We start from the raw sequence: 15,269 nt of genomic DNA, 5'->3' as shown, positions 1-15,269 counted from the left end.
GCCCCGCTGTGTGTACGGGTGTCAGATCACCTGGTCCGAGCTGCTGGGCGTGCCCGCTTCACTGCTCTGGGGCGCGCTCGCGCTGGTACTCGTGGGGGCGCTCGGCGCCGGGCCGCTGGCCGAGTCGGAGGTGGACGGGCTGGTCGTCGGCGGGGTGGACGTCGGGGGCTGAGAGGTCGGCGGCTCGGACGTCGGAGGCTGAGAGGTCGGCGGGTTGGACGTCGGAGGCTTGGTCGTCGTGGGGGGCTTGGACGTCGTCGGCGGCTTGGACGTGGTCGGCGGCTTCGAGGACGTCGGCGGCTTGGACGTCGACGCCGGGTCGCTCGGGTCCTGCGAACCGCTCGGCCCGTCCGTCGGCGTCGGATCGTCCGACGTGCCGGGCGTGCCGTCCGGCCCCGGGTCGGTCGGGCGGCTGGTCGCCGCGCCCGTGTCGCCGCCGCCCTCGTTCGCCGCCGGGTCGGCGCCCAGGCTGCCGTCGCCCAGGCCCTGGCTGGCCGAGGGGTTGACGCCGACCTGGTCGGAGGGCGGGTTGCGGTCCTTGTCGGAGGTGGCGCCGAGGGTCACCACCGTGCCGAGCACGGCGACGAGCAGGGCACCGGCGCCCGCGGCGACGAGGTTGCGACGGGCCAGGCCCTTGAGGCCGCCCCGGGCCTTGTGCGAGGACGCGGGCGAGCTCTGGTGGGTGATCACGGTCGGCGAGGACGGCTGCTGGAGCGTCGGGAAGGCCGCCGGAACACCGCCGGCCGGGGACGCCGACTCCTCGACCCGGGCGTCGGGCACCTCCTCCCCCGCGGTCGGCCCGAGCCCCACCGGGGTGCCCGAGCGGTCGGAGACCAGGGCGAGGGCACGACGGCCGGCGACGGTGCCGCGCTTGTCGGACAGGGCGCCGCGCAGGCCGATGGAGGCCTCCAGTTCGGCCCGGGCCCGGTCGAGCCGGCCGCCGCACAGGGCGAGGATGCCGAGCTCGTGGTGGAAGTAGGCCTCCTCGGAGACGTCCCCGGCGAGCCGGGCGGCCTCGGCGCCGGCCCGCAGGGCCCGTTCCCAGGCGCTCCAGTGCAGTCCTGCGGCGAACGCGGGGGCGGCGGTGCGGGCCAGGTGGACGGCGGCGCTCTCCTCGTCCTCGGCGGGCGGCCGGGTGAGGGGCCCGAGGACGGCCAGGGCCGCGAGGACGGCGTCGGACTCGGCGCACACGCGCTCCGGGGTGACCGAGGGGTGCCCGGCCCACCAGGAGTAGTGCTGGGCGGCGCTGCGGGCACCGGCCTCGGCCTCGTCGCCGTATCCGGCGGCCTCCAGCTGGGCCGGCACACCCGCGGCGAGCCGGTAGCGGGAGCCGACCGGGGAGACCAGACCGCAGCCGGCCAGTTCGCCGAGGGCGGCGTCCGCGTGGGTGTCGCCGACCAGGGCGGGCAGATGCGCCTGGTGCGGGACCTCGCCGCCGAGGGCGACGGCGAAGCGCAGGGTGGCGCGGGCGGAGGCGCTCAGCCGGGAGGCGAGCAGCGGGGCGGGGGCGGCGGCCTCGCCGAGCGAGGGCAGCGGTACGTCGTCCCCGTCGGCGGCGTCGTACGCCTCGGCCGGGGGCGCGTCCTCGAAGACGCCGAACTCGTCGACGGCGCTCGTCCCGGCGCGCAGATGGTCGCGCTGCCGCAGCAGGGCACCGGCCTGGACGAAGCGCAGGGGAAGGCCCTCGGACTCGAACCAGAGGTCACCCGCCCAGTTGGACTCCTCCTCGGTGAGGGACCGGCCGACGGCGTGCTCCAGCAGGTCGAGTCCGGCCGCGCGTTCCAGGCCGCCGAGGGCGACCTCCTCGACGGCGGAGCCTGCGGAGGGAGCGGGCACGTCCGGGGTGGCGCCGAGCAGGAAGGCGCACTCGGGGGTCGCCTCCAGCAGCTCGTCGAGCGCGGCGCCGCCGAACTCGATGTCGTCGAGGACGACGACCGCGCCGATCTCTCGGAGGTGGGTGAGCAGTTCCTCCTCGTCCGGGCGGTACAGGGGGGCGCTGAAGACGGCACGGAAGAGCTCGTACCGCAGGTCGCCCGAGGTGCGGCCGAAGCCGTTGAGGCGGACGACGCCGTCGGGGGCGAGGTCCGAGCAGTCCTCGGCGACGAGGTCGAGGAGGCGGGTGCGGCCCGAGCCGGCGGGTCCGGTGAGGCGGACGGAGCGGCCGCGGGCGAGCAGGCGCACCAGTCGCTCGCGTTCGTCCTGGCGGGCCAGCAGGGGCAGGGCGGGACGCGCGGGGCCGGGCGGGACGGGCGGCCGGGCCGCGCGCTCGGCCTCGGCGCGTTCGGCCGCGGTGAGCTTCACGGGCCGGGCGGGCCGTTCGGCGGGCGGGCAGGCCTCTATTTCGCTGCCGTCGACGGGGTTGACCGTCAGCAGGAAGTCGCCGGCGACGAGCCGCACCGTGCGGGCGAGCGCGGGCGCGTGCTGCGCGAAGTCGGGTGTGAGGGATTCCCGGGGCGGGCGCTGGCGCGGCCCCTGGCCGTCGCCGTCGTGGCCGTACTCCTCGGGTCCCGTGGTGTTCGGGTCCATAAGTCAAGCCCCCCAAAAGCGGGTGTGTGCTGTGAAGCCCCTCCCGGCCTTGCTGCACACCGCGCTGTCGCTTCTGGTCCGGGCCCGCTCGAAGGGTGGCAAGGCAGCGGGCAGCCGAACCCTAAACCATTCGCACAGTATCTACGACAGTCCGGGGTACCGCGGCGTCCGAGACGTCACGGTCTCGTGAGGATTGTGCTCGTCGCACGATTCGACAAGGTCCGTCCGGGTCTCCCCGGTCGCCCGGTTCACACCCGTACTCCGGCGTCACACGCGGGGCAGTGTCTCCACTCCGATGCCCCCTTCGATCGCCAGGATCCGGTGCAGGCGGGTGGCCACCAGCAGGCGCTGCATCTGCGGCGGTACACCGCGCAGCACCAGGCGCCGGCCGCAGCGGCCGGCCCGCCGGTGGGCTCCCATGATCACGCCCAGTCCGGTGGCGTCCCAGGAGTCCAGTTCGGACAGGTCGAGCACGAGGTCGCCGACTCCGTCGTCGACGGCCGAGTGCAGGACCGTACGGGCGTCCGCCGCGCTCCGGACGTCGAGGCGGCCCCCGACGACCAGCTCGGCGTGGTCGCCCCTGATGAACATATGCGCTCCCCGTGCGTGCGTCTCGTGCTCCGCGTTCTGATGCCGGTGATGCAACCTCTGACTGCGTGGAGGGGGCAGAGGTTGCTTCCTGTAAGCGAACCGATACCGAATTCACCCGGGGGTGTGATGCCCCCGGGGCATGTGCGGTTTCAGTGCTTGTAGAAGCCCTGCCCGCTCTTGCGTCCGATGTCACCGGCGTCAACCATCCGGCGCATCAGCTCGGGAGCCGCGAACTTCTCGTCCTGGGACTCGGTGTAGATGTTGCTGGTGGCGTGCAGCAGGATGTCGACGCCCGTCAGGTCCGCCGTCGCCAGCGGCCCCATGGCGTGGCCGAAGCCCAGCTTGCAGGCGAGGTCGATGTCCTCGGCGCTCGCCACGCCCGACTCCTGCAGCTTCGCGGCCTCGACGACCAGGGCGCAGATGAGACGGGTCGTCACGAAGCCGGCCACGTCGCGGTTGACGACGATGCAGGTCTTGCCGACGGACTCGGCGAACTCCCGGGCCTTGGCGAGGGTTTCGTCGCTGGTCTTGTAGCCGCGGACCAGTTCGCACAGCTGCATCATCGGCACCGGCGAGAAGAAGTGCGCGCCGACGACCCGCTCGGGGCGCTCCGTCGCGGCCGCGATCTTGGTGATCGGGATGGCGGAGGTGTTGGAGGCGAGGATCGCCTCGTCCTTCACGAGCTTGTCGAGCGCGCGGAAGATCTCGTGCTTGATCTCGAGCTTCTCGAAGACGGCCTCGACGACGACGTCCGCGTCAGCCACGGCGTCCAGGTCGGTGGTGGCGGTGATCCGGGCGAGGGCGGCGTCGGCGTCGTGCGCCTCCAGCTTGCCCTTGGCGACGAACTTGTCGTACGAGGCCTTGATTCCGTCGGTGCCCCGCTTCAGCGCCTCGTCCGTGACGTCGCGCAGGACCACGTCCCAGCCCGCCTGTGCCGATACCTGGGCGATGCCGGCTCCCATGAGGCCGGCTCCGATGACGGCGAGCTTCCCTGCCACGTTACGACTCCCTGCTGACACGGCTCTTATGTATGCCTCTCCGGCGGACACTAGCGCTCGTGAGGCGCTGTGTGACCGCTAAGTAACGCGCGTCACGTCTCACATGACGGACATCACACCGGGCAGGGTCACGCGGCGCCTCGTACGGCGTAGTTGAGCACCTTCTCGCTCAACAGCTCCTCGATGTCGTCGAGGAGGACGAGCATCTCTCGTGACACTTCGTCCGGATTGCGCCCCTTGACCATCTCGTGGCCGACGGCGGCGAAGACGGTGCCGTGGATCCAGCAGATCTGACCGGCGATCAGCCCCGGCAGCGGGTCGCCGTCACCGGCGCCGGTCTCCTCGCGGAGGGTCGCCTCCAGGTTGTCCTGGACCTCCTGCTGGATGCTCCACAGCCGAGAGCGCAGCGGCGGCGCCTCGTCGATGCAGCGCATGAAGCGGTCGTAGCCCTCGATGAGGCCCAACCGGGGCGAGACGGCCTCGGTCTCGGCGCGCAGTTCGCGCAGCACCGCCCGGGTGGCCGACTCCCCCGTGTCCCGGCCGCGCACCCAGCGGGAGAGGCGGTCGACGACGCCCTGGGAGCGGTCGAAGAAGAGGTCCTCCTTGGCCGGGAAGTAGTTGTAGACGGTGTTCACGGAGACGTCGGCCGCCTCCGCCACCTCCGCGATCGTCACCGTCACGAACCCGTGCTCCAGGAACAGCCCGGTGGCGATGTCCGAGATGCGCTGCCTGGTCTCGCGTTTCTTCCGCTCCCTGAGCCCCTCAGCCATGTCCGAATCCTAGCTTCCCTGGGGTTTCTGAAAAGTTGGGGTCATTGCAAACTTTAAGAGACTCTGTTTTTCTGTGGGCATGGCAATCATCAGTACGGCCGGTCTGGCCCGTACCTTCCAGACGAAGCGCGGCCCGGTCGAGGCCGTGCGCGGCATCGACCTGACCGTCCGCGAGGGCGAGATCCTCGGCTTCCTCGGCCCGAACGGCGCCGGCAAGACGACGACCCTGCGGATGCTGACGACCCTGCTGGAACCGACCGGCGGGGCCGCCACCGTCGCGGGCCACGACCTGGCGACCGACCCGGCCGGGGTGCGCCGGGCCTGCGGCTACGTGGCGCAGTCCGGCGGGGTCGACCCGCAGATCACCGTGCGGGAGGAGCTGGTCACCCAGGGGCGGCTGTACCGGCTGACGAAGCCGCGGGCCGCCGAGCGCGCCGAGGAACTCGCCCGCGACCTGGGCCTCACCGAACTGCTCGACCGCAAGTGCGCCGCGCTCTCCGGCGGGCAGCGGCGGCGCCTGGACATCGCGATGGCGCTCACCCACCGCCCGAAGGTGCTGTTCCTCGACGAGCCGACGACGGGTCTCGACCCCGGCAGCCGTGCCGACCTGTGGGACCTGGTGCGCCGGCTGCGCGACGAGCACGGCACGACCGTCTTCCTGACCACCCACTACCTCGACGAGGCCGACGCGCTCTCCGACCGGCTGGTCGTCGTCGACCAGGGTGTGGTGGTCGCCGAGGGCACCCCGAGCGCGCTGAAGCTCCGGTACGGCGGCTCGCTCGACGCCTCGCTCCAGGACACCTTCCTCGCCATCACCGGCCGCAGCGCCGCGCCCGCCGACCAGACCCCCGTCGCCGTCTGAGAACCAGAGGACACAGAGGACCCCGATGCTGTTGCATGACACCGCGCTCGTCTACGGGCGCTATCTCCGCCAGTCCCTGCGCTCCCGGTTCGCGCTGCTCTTCGGCGTCCTGATGCCGCTGCTGTACCTGCTGTTCTTCGGTCCCCTGCTCACGGACCTGCCGCTCGGCGAGCAGGGCAGCTCCTGGCAGATGCTCGTCCCCGGTCTGCTGCTCCAACTGGGCCTGTTCGGGGCGTCGTTCGCCGGCTTCTCGATCATCATCGAGAAGGGCCACGGGGTGGTCGAGCGCATGCGCGTCACCCCGGTCAGCCGACTGGCCCTGCTGCTCGGCCGGGTGCTGCGGGACGCCACGGTGTTCGTCTTCCAGGCAGTGCTGCTGGTGCTGGCGGCGATGGCGATGGGGCTGCGGGCCCCGCTGGCCGGCGTCCTGATCGGCTTCGGGTTCGTCGCCCTGCTCTCGCTCTCGCTGGCCTCGCTGTCGTACGCGCTGGCCATGAAGCTGAGCACCCCGCAGAGCTTCGGCCCGGCGGTCAACGCGCTGACCATGCCGTCCATGCTGCTGTCCGGCCTGATGCTGCCGATGACGCTCGGCCCGGCCTGGCTGGACGTCCTGTCGCACCTCATGCCGTTCCGCTATCTGGTGGACGCGGTGCGCGACGCCTACGTCGGCAGCTACGCGACGGCGCCCATGCTGTACGGCGTCCTGGTGGCCGCCGGCCTCACGGCTCTGTCCGTGACAGTGGGCACACGCGTGTTCCGAACCGCCGGAGCGTAACTACGCTGGCCACATGGTCAATCTGACGCGCATCTACACCAGGACCGGCGACCAGGGCACCACCGCCCTCGGCGACATGAGCCGGGTCGCCAAGACCGACCTCAGGATCTCCGCGTACGCCGACGCCAACGAGGCGAACGCGGCGATCGGCGCGGCGATCGCCCTGGGCGGCCTGGACGAGGAGGTCGTCAAGGTCCTCACCCGTGTGCAGAACGACCTGTTCGACGTGGGTGCGGACCTGTCGACGCCGGTGGTGGAGAACCCGGAGTTCCCGCCGCTGCGGGTCGAGCAGTTCTACATCGACAAGCTCGAAGCCGACTGCGACCGCTTCAACGAGCGGCTGGAGAAGCTGCGGTCCTTCATCCTGCCGGGCGGCACCCCGGGCGCGGCCCTGCTCCACCAGGCCTGCACGGTCGTACGCCGGGCGGAGCGCTCGACGTGGGCCGCCCTGGAGGTGCACGCCGAGACGATGAACCCCCTGACGGCGACCTACCTCAACCGCGCCTCCGACCTGCTGTTCATCCTCGCGAGGACGGCGAACAAGCAGGTCGGAGACGTGTTGTGGGTGCCGGGCGGAGAGCGCTAGGTTCTCCCCCGGGCGGCATGCCAGAGGCCGTTGGCGGAGAGGACCCCGCCGACGATCATCATCACGATGCCGACCTTGGTGAGGGTGACGACGGGGACGTCGACGTCTCCGGTGAAGCGCCACAGCAGCAGGCCGATCAGGAAGGTGACGACGCCCTCTGTCAGGTACTGCTTCGCCTTGGTCATGACTGGATCCTTTCCTTCGAGGTGACGACGGAGGTGTCCTGCTCCCCGTCGGAGGGCTTGCGCGGCCAGACGAAGTAGCTCAGCGCGATCAGGCCATGGATGCCGGCCGCGCGCCAGGCCGTGGAGCGCCAGCTCTCCAGGGAGGTGACGCGGCTCGGGTCGTCCACGTACCAGATGGCGCCCTGGAGCAGCACGGTCGCGACGACGGCGCCGATCAGCGTGCCCAGCCAGATCCTGGCCTCGTGGCGCGCGCGGGCCATGCCGTCACGCGGGGGCTTCTGCGGAGGCGGGGCACCGCCGAACCGGTGGGCCGCGTGGCCGTCGAGCCACTTCACGGTGCGGTGGCCGTGCCCGACGGTGTAGCCGATGTACAGCGCGGCCAGGCCGTGCGTCCAGTTCGGGTCGGCACCGTTCTTCAGGTCCAGCGCGGTGGCGACCAGCAGGACGACCTCCAGCAGCGGCTCGCAGAGCAGCAGCGCCAGGCCGGTGCGCGGCATCTTCAGCAGGTAGCGGGCGCCCAGTCCGGCGGCCAGCAGTACCCAGAAGCCGATCTCGCAGGCGGCGATCAGTGCGACGATCACGGTTCGCTCCTCTCGGTCACCTTCAAGGCTCCCGGTCGGTGCGGCCGGAATCGTCGTCGCGACTGACGAACCCGCGGTACATCGAAAGATGCAGCCAGGGACCCTACGCGCGGATCACGCGTGGGGCGCCAGGGCCGTGTTGGATGGAGTCATGGCCGTACGACTCCCCCGCCCACGCCGCTTCGACGTCTGCATCGCGACGGGCGGCTTGCTCGGCGGACTGTTGCTGTGGGGCGTGGGCCTGGCCACCCGTCCGCACACCGAGGTGTACGTGCTCCTGCCGGGACGCTGGCCTGTGCTGCTGCCCCTCTTCGTCATGGCCGGCTGCGAGCTGCTGCGCCGGTCCGCCCCACGCACCGCGCTGCTGACCGGCACGGCCGCGATCGTCCTGGACACCCTCACGCAGGGCAACCTGGTCACGATCCTGATGTACACCGACCTGATGTACGCGGCCGTCCTGTACGGCACGCCCGCCTCGGCCCGCCGCATTCCGCGGATCACCGGGCTGCTCTCGGTGGCCGGGGCCGTGGTGCCGTTCGCCCTGTGGCGCGAGCCCGAGGTGCTGCTGATCGGTGTGGTCACGGGCATCGTGGCCTTCGGTCCCGCCGCCACCGGCCTGATCGTCCGCAACCACCGCGACGCGGCCGAGTCCGCACGGCTGCGCGCCGAGCAGACCGCGCTGCTCGCCGAGATGGACCGCACCCAGGCGGTGACCGCCGAACGCGCCCGGATGGCCCGCGAACTGCACGACATGGTCGCCAACCACCTGTCCGCGATCGCCATCCACTCCACGGCCGCCCTCTCCCTCGACGACCCGAAGACCTCCCAGGACGCCCTGGTCGTCATCCGCGAGAACAGCGTGGAGGGGCTCTCGGAGATGCGGCGGCTGATCGGCATCCTGCGCGACAGCAGCGGTGACCTGGAACCGGCCGCGGCCCCGACGCTCGACGGCCTCGGCTCGCTGGTGGAGGGCGCCCGTGCCAACGGCCTCGACGTCACGCTGGACACCGGCCAGAGCGAGGTGCCGGCGCCTGTCGAACTCGCCGCCTACCGGATCGTGCAGGAGTCGCTGACCAATGCCCTCAAGCACGCCGCTTCGGGCCGGGTCACCGTGTCTCTTGCCCAGCGGGACGGCTCACTCATGGTCACCGTGACCAGCCCGTACGGTAACCGGGACGCTCCCCGCGCGCCCGGCTCCGGCGCCGGTCTGGTCGGTATGCGCGAGCGGGTGGCGCTGCTGGACGGCACGTTCGAGGCCGGCCCCGAGGACTCGCCGGACGGCAAGATCTGGGCCGTACGCGCCACACTTCCCGTCAACGACACCGTCGAAGGAGACACCGCATGAGCCGGACCGTCCGGGTCTTGGTCGCCGAGGACCAGTCCGCCGTCCGCGCCGGACTGGTCCTCATCCTGCGCAGCGCGCCCGACATCGAGGTGGTCGGCGAGGCAGCGGACGGCGAGCAGGCGGTGGCGCTGGCCCGCGAGCTGCGGCCCGACCTGGTGCTGATGGACGTTCAGATGCCGCGCCTGGACGGGGTGTCGGCGACCCGCCAGGTCGTCACGGAAGGGCTCGCCGATGTGCTGGTGCTGACGACCTTCGACCTCGACGAGTACGTCTTCGGGGCGCTGCGGGCGGGCGCGTCCGGCTTCCTGCTGAAGAACACCGAGGCGAGGCAACTGCTGGAGGCCGTACGGACGGTCGCGCGCGGGGAAGGGCTGATCTCCCCCGCGGTCACGCGGCGGCTGATCGCGGAGTTCGCGGCGAAGCCGACACGGGAGCCCACGGCCGACCCGGCCGTCCTGGAGCGGCTGACCCGGCGTGAGCGCGAGGTGCTGTCCTGCCTCGGCGAGGGCCTGTCCAACGCGGACATCGCCGACCGGCTCGACATGGCCGAGGCGACCGTGAAGACCCATGTCAGCAGGCTGCTGGCGAAGCTGGAGCTGCGCAGCCGGGTGCAAGCGGCGGTGCTGGCGCAGGAGTTGGGTATCTGACCCGACCGTGGGGAGCGGTGGTCCAGACCTATTGACCGGTGGTCCAGACCTTTCTATTCTCACCGCACCATGAGGGACGTGAGGCTCAGTCACGCCCCGACCACCCCACAAGGGAGGCGCAGCATGCGCTTCAGACACAGAGCCGCGGCAGGGTTCGCGACCCTGTTGCTCCCGCTGGCCGGTCTCGTCGGCCTCGCGAGCCCCGCCGAGGCCGCGACATCCGCGACCGCCACCTACGCCAAGACCCAGGACTGGGGCTCAGGCTTCGAGGGCAAGTGGACGGTGAAGAACACCGGCACGACCGCCCTCAGCTCCTGGGCCGTCGAGTGGGACTTCCCCTCCGGTACGTCCGTCACCTCAGCCTGGGACGCCGACGTCACCTCCTCCGGCACCCACTGGACCGCCAGGAACAAGTCCTGGAACGGCACCCTCGCCCCCGGCGCCTCCGTCTCCTTCGGCTTCAACGGCACCGGCTCCGGCTCCCCCTCGAACTGCAAGCTCAACGGCGGAAGCTGCGACGGCGGCACCACCGAACCCGGCGACAGCGCACCCAGCGCCCCCGGCACGCCCAGCGCCTCCGACATCACCAACACCTCGGTGAAGCTGTCCTGGAGCGCCGCCACCGACGACAAGGGCGTCAAGAACTACGACGTCCTGCGTGACGGCACCAAGGTAGCCACCGTGACGACCACGTCGTACAGCGACACCGGCCTGACCGCCGGCACCGACTACTCCTACACCGTCCGGGCCCGCGACACCGCCGACCAGACCGGCCCGGTCAGCGGCGCCCGCGCGGTCCGCACTACCGGCGGCACCACCGAGCCGCCGCCCACGGGCGACAAGGTCAAGCTCGGCTACTTCGTCGAGTGGGGCGTCTACGGTCGCAACTACCACGTCAAGAACCTGGTGTCGTCGGGCTCGGCCTCGAAGATCACCCACATCAACTACGCGTTCGGCAACGTCAAGAACGGTCAGTGCACCGTCGACGACACCTACGCCGCCTACGACAAGGCCTACACCGCCGACCAGTCCGTCAGCGGCACCGCCGACACCTGGGACCAGCCGCTGCGCGGCAACTTCAACCAGCTGCGTCAGCTGAAGGCCAAGTACCCGCACATCAAGGTGCTGTACTCCTTCGGCGGCTGGACCTACTCGGGCGGCTTCGGCCAGGCCGCCCAGAACGCCGCCGCGTTCGCCAAGTCCTGCAAGGCCGTCGTCGAGGACCCGCGCTGGGCCGATGTCTTCGACGGCATCGACATCGACTGGGAGTACCCGAACGCCTGCGGCCTGACCTGCGACACGTCCGGCCCGGCCGCGTTCAAGAACCTGATGTCCGCGCTGCGCACGGAGTTCGGCTCGAAGTACCTGGTCACCGCGGCCATCACCGCCGACGGTTCCTCCGGCGGCAAGATCGACGCGGCCGACTACGGCGGCGCCGCGCAGTACCTCGACTGGTACAACGTGATGACGTACGACTACTTCGGCGCCTTCGACAAGGACGGCCCGACCGCCCCGCACTCCCCGCTCACCTCGTACCCCGGCATCCCGCAGGCCGGCTTCAACTCGGCCGACGCGATCGCCAAGCTGAAGGCGAAGGACGTCCCGTCCGCCAAGCTGCTGCTCGGCATCGGCTTCTACGGACGCGGCTGGACCGGCGTCACCCAGTCGGCACCGGGCGGATCGGCGACCGGCGCGGCTCCCGGTACTTATGAGGCGGGCATCGAGGACTACAAGGTCCTGAAGAACTCCTGCCCGGCCACCGGCACCATCGCGGGCACGGCGTACGCCCACTGCGGCAGCAACTGGTGGTCGTACGACACTCCCGCCACCATCGGCTCGAAGATGACGTGGGCCAAGAACCAAGGTCTCGGCGGCGCGTTCTTCTGGGAGTTCAGCGGCGACACCGGCAACGGAGAGCTGGTGACAGCGATCAACAACGGCCTGTCGTAGACAGGTTCGGCTGATTACGCCACATTGACACGCTGACCGGGCGGGGCTGCCTCAAGCCACGCGAGGAAACCGGTCAGCGCGTCTTCGCTCATCGCGAGTTCGAGACGCGAGCCCCGGTGCAGACAGGCCAGGATCACATGGTCGGAGAGGAGCGCCAGCTCCTCCTCGCCCTCCGGGACCCGGCGGCCGGCCACCTCGATCGCGGACCGCTCCAGGATGCGGCGCGGGCGCGGCGAGTACGAGAAGACGCGGTACCACTCGACACGGTCGCCGTTGTACCGGGCCACCCCGTACGCCCATCCTTTGCCGTTCGTGTCGCCCTGCTCGGGGACGCCCCAGCGCAGGCTGGCGTCGAACGTGCCGCCCGAACGCTGGATGAGCCGGCGGCGCAGACCGAAGACGAAAAGTCCCACCACCACGAGCGCCACCACGATTCCGCACACAGTCAGAGCGAGGACCATCGACACCGACCTCCTCGTCTCCTAGGTAACGGAACGGAAAAAACTCCCACATCTGCCTCAGCCGCGACTGGGTCCGGATCTCTCCGGTACCCAGCCGCGGCTGAGTGACGTCTTCACACGGCGGACAGGGTCAGCGCGCCGCCGTAGCAGCCCGCAGACGGACGTCCGCGCGGCGCTGGGCGTCCGCGTCGTCCTCCGCCTTCGCGCGCTCCAGCTCCTGCTCCGCGCGCTGGACATCGATCTCGTCCGACAGCTCGGCGACTTCGGCCAGCAGCGAGAGCTTGTCGTCCGCGAACGAGATGAAACCGCCGTGGACCGCGGCGACGACCGTCCCGCCCTCGCTCGTACGGATGGTCACCGGGCCCGACTCCAGCACACCGAGCAGCGGCTGGTGACCGGGCATGACGCCGATGTCGCCGGACGTGGTGCGCGCGACGACCAGGGTGGCCTGGCCGGACCAGACCTCACGGTCGGCGGCGACCAGCGCGACGTGCAGCTCAGCAGCCAAGGTGGCTCCTCGGGTCACCACCCGGCGGTAGTGCCGGGTGTTGGTTACAAGTCTAGTAGGCGTGGCAGAGGGGGCGGGACGAACCCCGCCCCCTCATGACTCGAGCGCGGCCCGAGTCAGGAGACGCCCAGCTCCTTGGCGTTGTTCTTCAGGTCCTCGAGACCACCGCACATGAAGAACGCCTGCTCCGGGAAGTGGTCGTACTCGCCGTCGCAGATCGCGTTGAACGCGGCGATCGACTCGTCCAGCGGCACGTCCGAACCGTCCACACCGGTGAACTGCTTGGCGGCGTGGGTGTTCTGGGACAGGAAGCGCTCCACGCGACGGGCACGGTGGACAACGAGCTTGTCCTCCTCGCCGAGCTCGTCGATACCGAGGATCGCGATGATGTCCTGCAGGTCCTTGTACTTCTGCAGGATGTTCTTCACGCGCATCGCGGCGTTGTAGTGGTCCGCCGAGATGTAGCGCGGGTCGAGGATCCGGGACGTGGAGTCCAGCGGGTCCACGGCCGGGTAGATGCCCTTCTCGGAGATCGGACGGGACAGAACCGTCGTCGCGTCGAGGTGGGCGAAGGTGGTGGCCGGGGCCGGGTCGGTCAGGTCGTCCGCGGGGACGTAGATCGCCTGCATCGAGGTGATCGAGTGACCACGGGTCGAGGTGATGCGCTCCTGCAGGGTGCCCATCTCGTCGGCCAGGTTCGGCTGGTAGCCCACCGCGGAGGGCATACGGCCGAGCAGGGTCGACACCTCGGAACCGGCCTGGGTGAAGCGGAAGATGTTGTCGATGAAGAACAGCACGTCCTGCTTCTGGACGTCACGGAAGTACTCCGCCATCGTCAGGCCGGCCAGGGCCACGCGCAGACGGGTGCCCGGGGGCTCGTCCATCTGGCCGAAGACCAGGGCGGTCTTGTCCAGAACGCCGGACTCTTCCATCTCCGCGATGAGGTCGTTGCCCTCACGGGTGCGCTCACCGACGCCCGCGAAGACGGAGACGCCCTCGTGGAGGTTGGCGACACGCATGATCATTTCCTGGATCAGCACGGTCTTGCCGACACCGGCACCACCGAACAGACCGATCTTGCCGCCCTTGACGTACGGGGTGAGCAGGTCGACGACCTTAAGGCCCGTCTCGAACATCTCGGTCTTCGACTCGAGCTGGTCGAACGCGGGGGCCTTGCGGTGGATGGACCAGCGCTCGCCCTCGTGGACCTCGTCGCTGTTCAGCACCTCACCGAGGGTGTTGAACACCTTGCCCTTGGTGAAGTCGCCGACGGGGACGGAGATGCCCGCGCCCGTGTCGGTCACCGGGGCCTGGCGGACCAGACCGTCCGTGGGCTGCATGGAGATCGCGCGGACCAGGCCGTCACCCAGGTGCTGGGCGACCTCCAGGGTCAGCGTCTTCTTCTCGCCCGCCAGCGCCGGGTCGGCGACCTCGACGTGAAGGGCGTTGTAGATGTCCGGCATCGCGTCGACGGGGAACTCCACGTCGACGACCGGGCCGATGACCCGCGCGACGCGGCCCGTCGCCGTGGCCGTCTCAACAGTGGTGGTCATTTTCAGTCACTCCCCGCGGTCGCGTCGGCCAGGGCACTGGCACCACCGACGATCTCGCTGATTTCCTGGGTGATTTCGGCCTGGCGGGCCTGGTTGGCAAGCCGGGTGAGGTTCTCGATGAGATCACCGGCGTTGTCGGTTGCCGACTTCATCGCGCGCCGCGTGGCGGCGTGCTTCGAGGCGGCCGACTGGAGCAGCGCGTTGTAGATACGGCTCTCCACGTAGCGCGGCAGCAGGGCGTCCAGGACGTCCTCCGCCGAGGGCTCGAAGTCGAACAGCGGAAGGATCTCGCCCTTGCTGGGCTTGGCCTCCTCGGCGACCTCGTCGAGGCTGAGCGGCAGCAGCCGCGCCTCGACAGCCGTCTGCGTCATCATCGACACGAACTCGGTGTAGACGATGTGGAGCTCGTCCACGCCGCCCTCGGCCGTCTCCGTCTCGATCGCCTCGATCAGCGGGGCCGCGACCTTCTTGGCGTCCGCGTACGAGGGGTCGTCGGTGAAGCCCGTGAACGACTCCGCGACCTTGCGCTCGCGGAAGTTGTAGTGGGCGAGACCACGGCGGCCGACGATGTAGTTGACGACCTCCTTGCCCTCACCCTCGAGCTGCGCGGTGAGCCTCTCCGCGGCCTTGATGGCGTTGGAGTTGAAGGCGCCGGCCAGACCGCGGTCGCTCGTGAGGAGCAGGACCGCGGCACGGGTCGGGTTCTCCGCCTCCGTCGTCAGCGGGTGCTTGGTGTTCGACCCGGTGGCGACCGCGGTGACCGCGCGGGTGAGCTCGGTCGCATACGGGGTGGAGGCCGCCACCTTGCGCTGCGCCTTGACGACGCGCGAGGCGGCGATCATCTCCATCGCCTTCGTGATCTTCTTGGTCGCGGAGACGGATCGGATGCGACGCTTGTAGACCCGGAGCTGGGCTCCCATGAGTCAGGTCC

At 70.4% G+C, this 15,269-nt stretch carries 16 protein-coding genes; 6 read left to right on the top strand and 10 right to left on the bottom strand.

Going from position 1 to position 15,269, the window contains the following annotated elements; translation table 11 throughout:
* Positions 1 to 21: 21 nt before the first annotated feature.
* The 4 genes from ACWIF2_RS30190 to ACWIF2_RS30175 all read right to left on the bottom strand — a co-directional run bounded on the left by ACWIF2_RS30190 (position 22) and on the right by ACWIF2_RS30175 (position 4,885).
* Positions 22 to 2,526, bottom strand: coding sequence for an ATP-binding protein (locus ACWIF2_RS30190; protein WP_454363965.1), 2,505 nt, complete (start codon positions 2,524 to 2,526; stop codon positions 22 to 24).
* 267 nt (positions 2,527 to 2,793) lie between these two features.
* The gene (locus ACWIF2_RS30185) at positions 2,794 to 3,117 is read right to left on the bottom strand and encodes an STAS domain-containing protein (RefSeq protein WP_454363964.1); all 324 of its coding nucleotides are present in this window, start codon (positions 3,115 to 3,117) and stop codon (positions 2,794 to 2,796) included.
* Positions 3,118 to 3,266: 149 nt separating this feature from the next.
* On the bottom strand, positions 3,267 to 4,115 hold the full coding sequence (locus ACWIF2_RS30180) for a 3-hydroxyacyl-CoA dehydrogenase family protein (RefSeq protein ID WP_382581231.1): 849 nt from the start codon (positions 4,113 to 4,115) through the stop codon (positions 3,267 to 3,269).
* A 128-nt stretch (positions 4,116 to 4,243) separates the two neighbouring features.
* Complete coding sequence (locus ACWIF2_RS30175; protein WP_454363963.1) at positions 4,244 to 4,885, bottom strand: TetR/AcrR family transcriptional regulator; 642 nt, start codon at positions 4,883 to 4,885, stop codon at positions 4,244 to 4,246.
* Between the two features lie 79 nt (positions 4,886 to 4,964).
* On the opposite strand from ACWIF2_RS30175, the gene ACWIF2_RS30170 reads away from it, so the two are divergent.
* Genes ACWIF2_RS30170 through ACWIF2_RS30160 form a run of 3 tightly spaced genes read left to right on the top strand, consistent with a single transcriptional unit; the run spans position 4,965 to position 7,108 of the window.
* Positions 4,965 to 5,747 (top strand): ABC transporter ATP-binding protein, encoded by a 783-nt coding sequence (locus ACWIF2_RS30170; protein WP_454363962.1) that lies wholly within the window; start codon positions 4,965 to 4,967, stop codon positions 5,745 to 5,747.
* A gap of 25 nt (positions 5,748 to 5,772) precedes the next feature.
* Complete coding sequence (locus tag ACWIF2_RS30165; RefSeq protein WP_454363961.1) at positions 5,773 to 6,522, top strand: ABC transporter permease; 750 nt, start codon at positions 5,773 to 5,775, stop codon at positions 6,520 to 6,522.
* A gap of 13 nt (positions 6,523 to 6,535) precedes the next feature.
* Positions 6,536 to 7,108: a cob(I)yrinic acid a,c-diamide adenosyltransferase gene (locus ACWIF2_RS30160; RefSeq protein ID WP_454363960.1), complete on the top strand. Its 573-nt coding sequence runs from the start codon at positions 6,536 to 6,538 to the stop codon at positions 7,106 to 7,108.
* Here the strand turns inward: ACWIF2_RS30160 and ACWIF2_RS30155 are convergent.
* Positions 7,105 to 7,293 (bottom strand): DUF5708 family protein, encoded by a 189-nt coding sequence (locus ACWIF2_RS30155; RefSeq protein WP_189723238.1) that lies wholly within the window; start codon positions 7,291 to 7,293, stop codon positions 7,105 to 7,107. The two genes, ACWIF2_RS30160 and ACWIF2_RS30155, sit on opposite strands and share 4 nt — an antisense overlap.
* Positions 7,290 to 7,874, bottom strand: a complete 585-nt coding sequence (locus ACWIF2_RS30150) for a hypothetical protein (RefSeq protein ID WP_454363959.1) — start codon at positions 7,872 to 7,874, stop codon at positions 7,290 to 7,292. Before ACWIF2_RS30150 ends, ACWIF2_RS30155 begins: the two co-directional genes overlap by 4 nt.
* A gap of 151 nt (positions 7,875 to 8,025) precedes the next feature.
* Between ACWIF2_RS30150 and ACWIF2_RS30145 the strand changes: the two genes are divergently transcribed.
* From ACWIF2_RS30145 to ACWIF2_RS30135, 3 genes are all read left to right on the top strand, one after another.
* Positions 8,026 to 9,219: a sensor histidine kinase gene (locus ACWIF2_RS30145; protein ID WP_454363958.1), complete on the top strand. Its 1,194-nt coding sequence runs from the start codon at positions 8,026 to 8,028 to the stop codon at positions 9,217 to 9,219.
* Entirely contained in the window at positions 9,216 to 9,866 is a 651-nt protein-coding gene (locus ACWIF2_RS30140) for a response regulator (RefSeq protein ID WP_454363957.1), read from the top strand. Before ACWIF2_RS30145 ends, ACWIF2_RS30140 begins: the two co-directional genes overlap by 4 nt.
* A gap of 123 nt (positions 9,867 to 9,989) precedes the next feature.
* Positions 9,990 to 11,816 (top strand): glycosyl hydrolase family 18 protein, encoded by a 1,827-nt coding sequence (locus ACWIF2_RS30135; protein WP_454363956.1) that lies wholly within the window; start codon positions 9,990 to 9,992, stop codon positions 11,814 to 11,816.
* Positions 11,817 to 11,830: 14 nt separating this feature from the next.
* On the opposite strand, the gene ACWIF2_RS30130 is transcribed toward ACWIF2_RS30135, so the two are convergent.
* The 4 genes from ACWIF2_RS30130 to ACWIF2_RS30115 form a co-directional block, all read right to left on the bottom strand.
* Positions 11,831 to 12,277: a DUF2550 domain-containing protein gene (locus ACWIF2_RS30130; RefSeq protein WP_382497324.1), complete on the bottom strand. Its 447-nt coding sequence runs from the start codon at positions 12,275 to 12,277 to the stop codon at positions 11,831 to 11,833.
* A 130-nt stretch (positions 12,278 to 12,407) separates the two neighbouring features.
* Positions 12,408 to 12,785: a F0F1 ATP synthase subunit epsilon gene (locus tag ACWIF2_RS30125; protein ID WP_031104205.1), complete on the bottom strand. Its 378-nt coding sequence runs from the start codon at positions 12,783 to 12,785 to the stop codon at positions 12,408 to 12,410.
* Between the two features lie 116 nt (positions 12,786 to 12,901).
* Entirely contained in the window at positions 12,902 to 14,338 is a 1,437-nt protein-coding gene (atpD, locus tag ACWIF2_RS30120) for a F0F1 ATP synthase subunit beta (RefSeq protein ID WP_454363955.1), read from the bottom strand.
* 2 nt (positions 14,339 to 14,340) lie between these two features.
* Complete coding sequence (locus ACWIF2_RS30115) at positions 14,341 to 15,258, bottom strand: F0F1 ATP synthase subunit gamma (protein ID WP_454363954.1); 918 nt, start codon at positions 15,256 to 15,258, stop codon at positions 14,341 to 14,343.
* Positions 15,259 to 15,269 lie beyond the last annotated feature (11 nt).

It is taken from the genome of Streptomyces sp. NPDC055506, from assembly GCF_053643595.1.
This window is presented reverse-complemented; position numbering and strand designations above follow the sequence as displayed.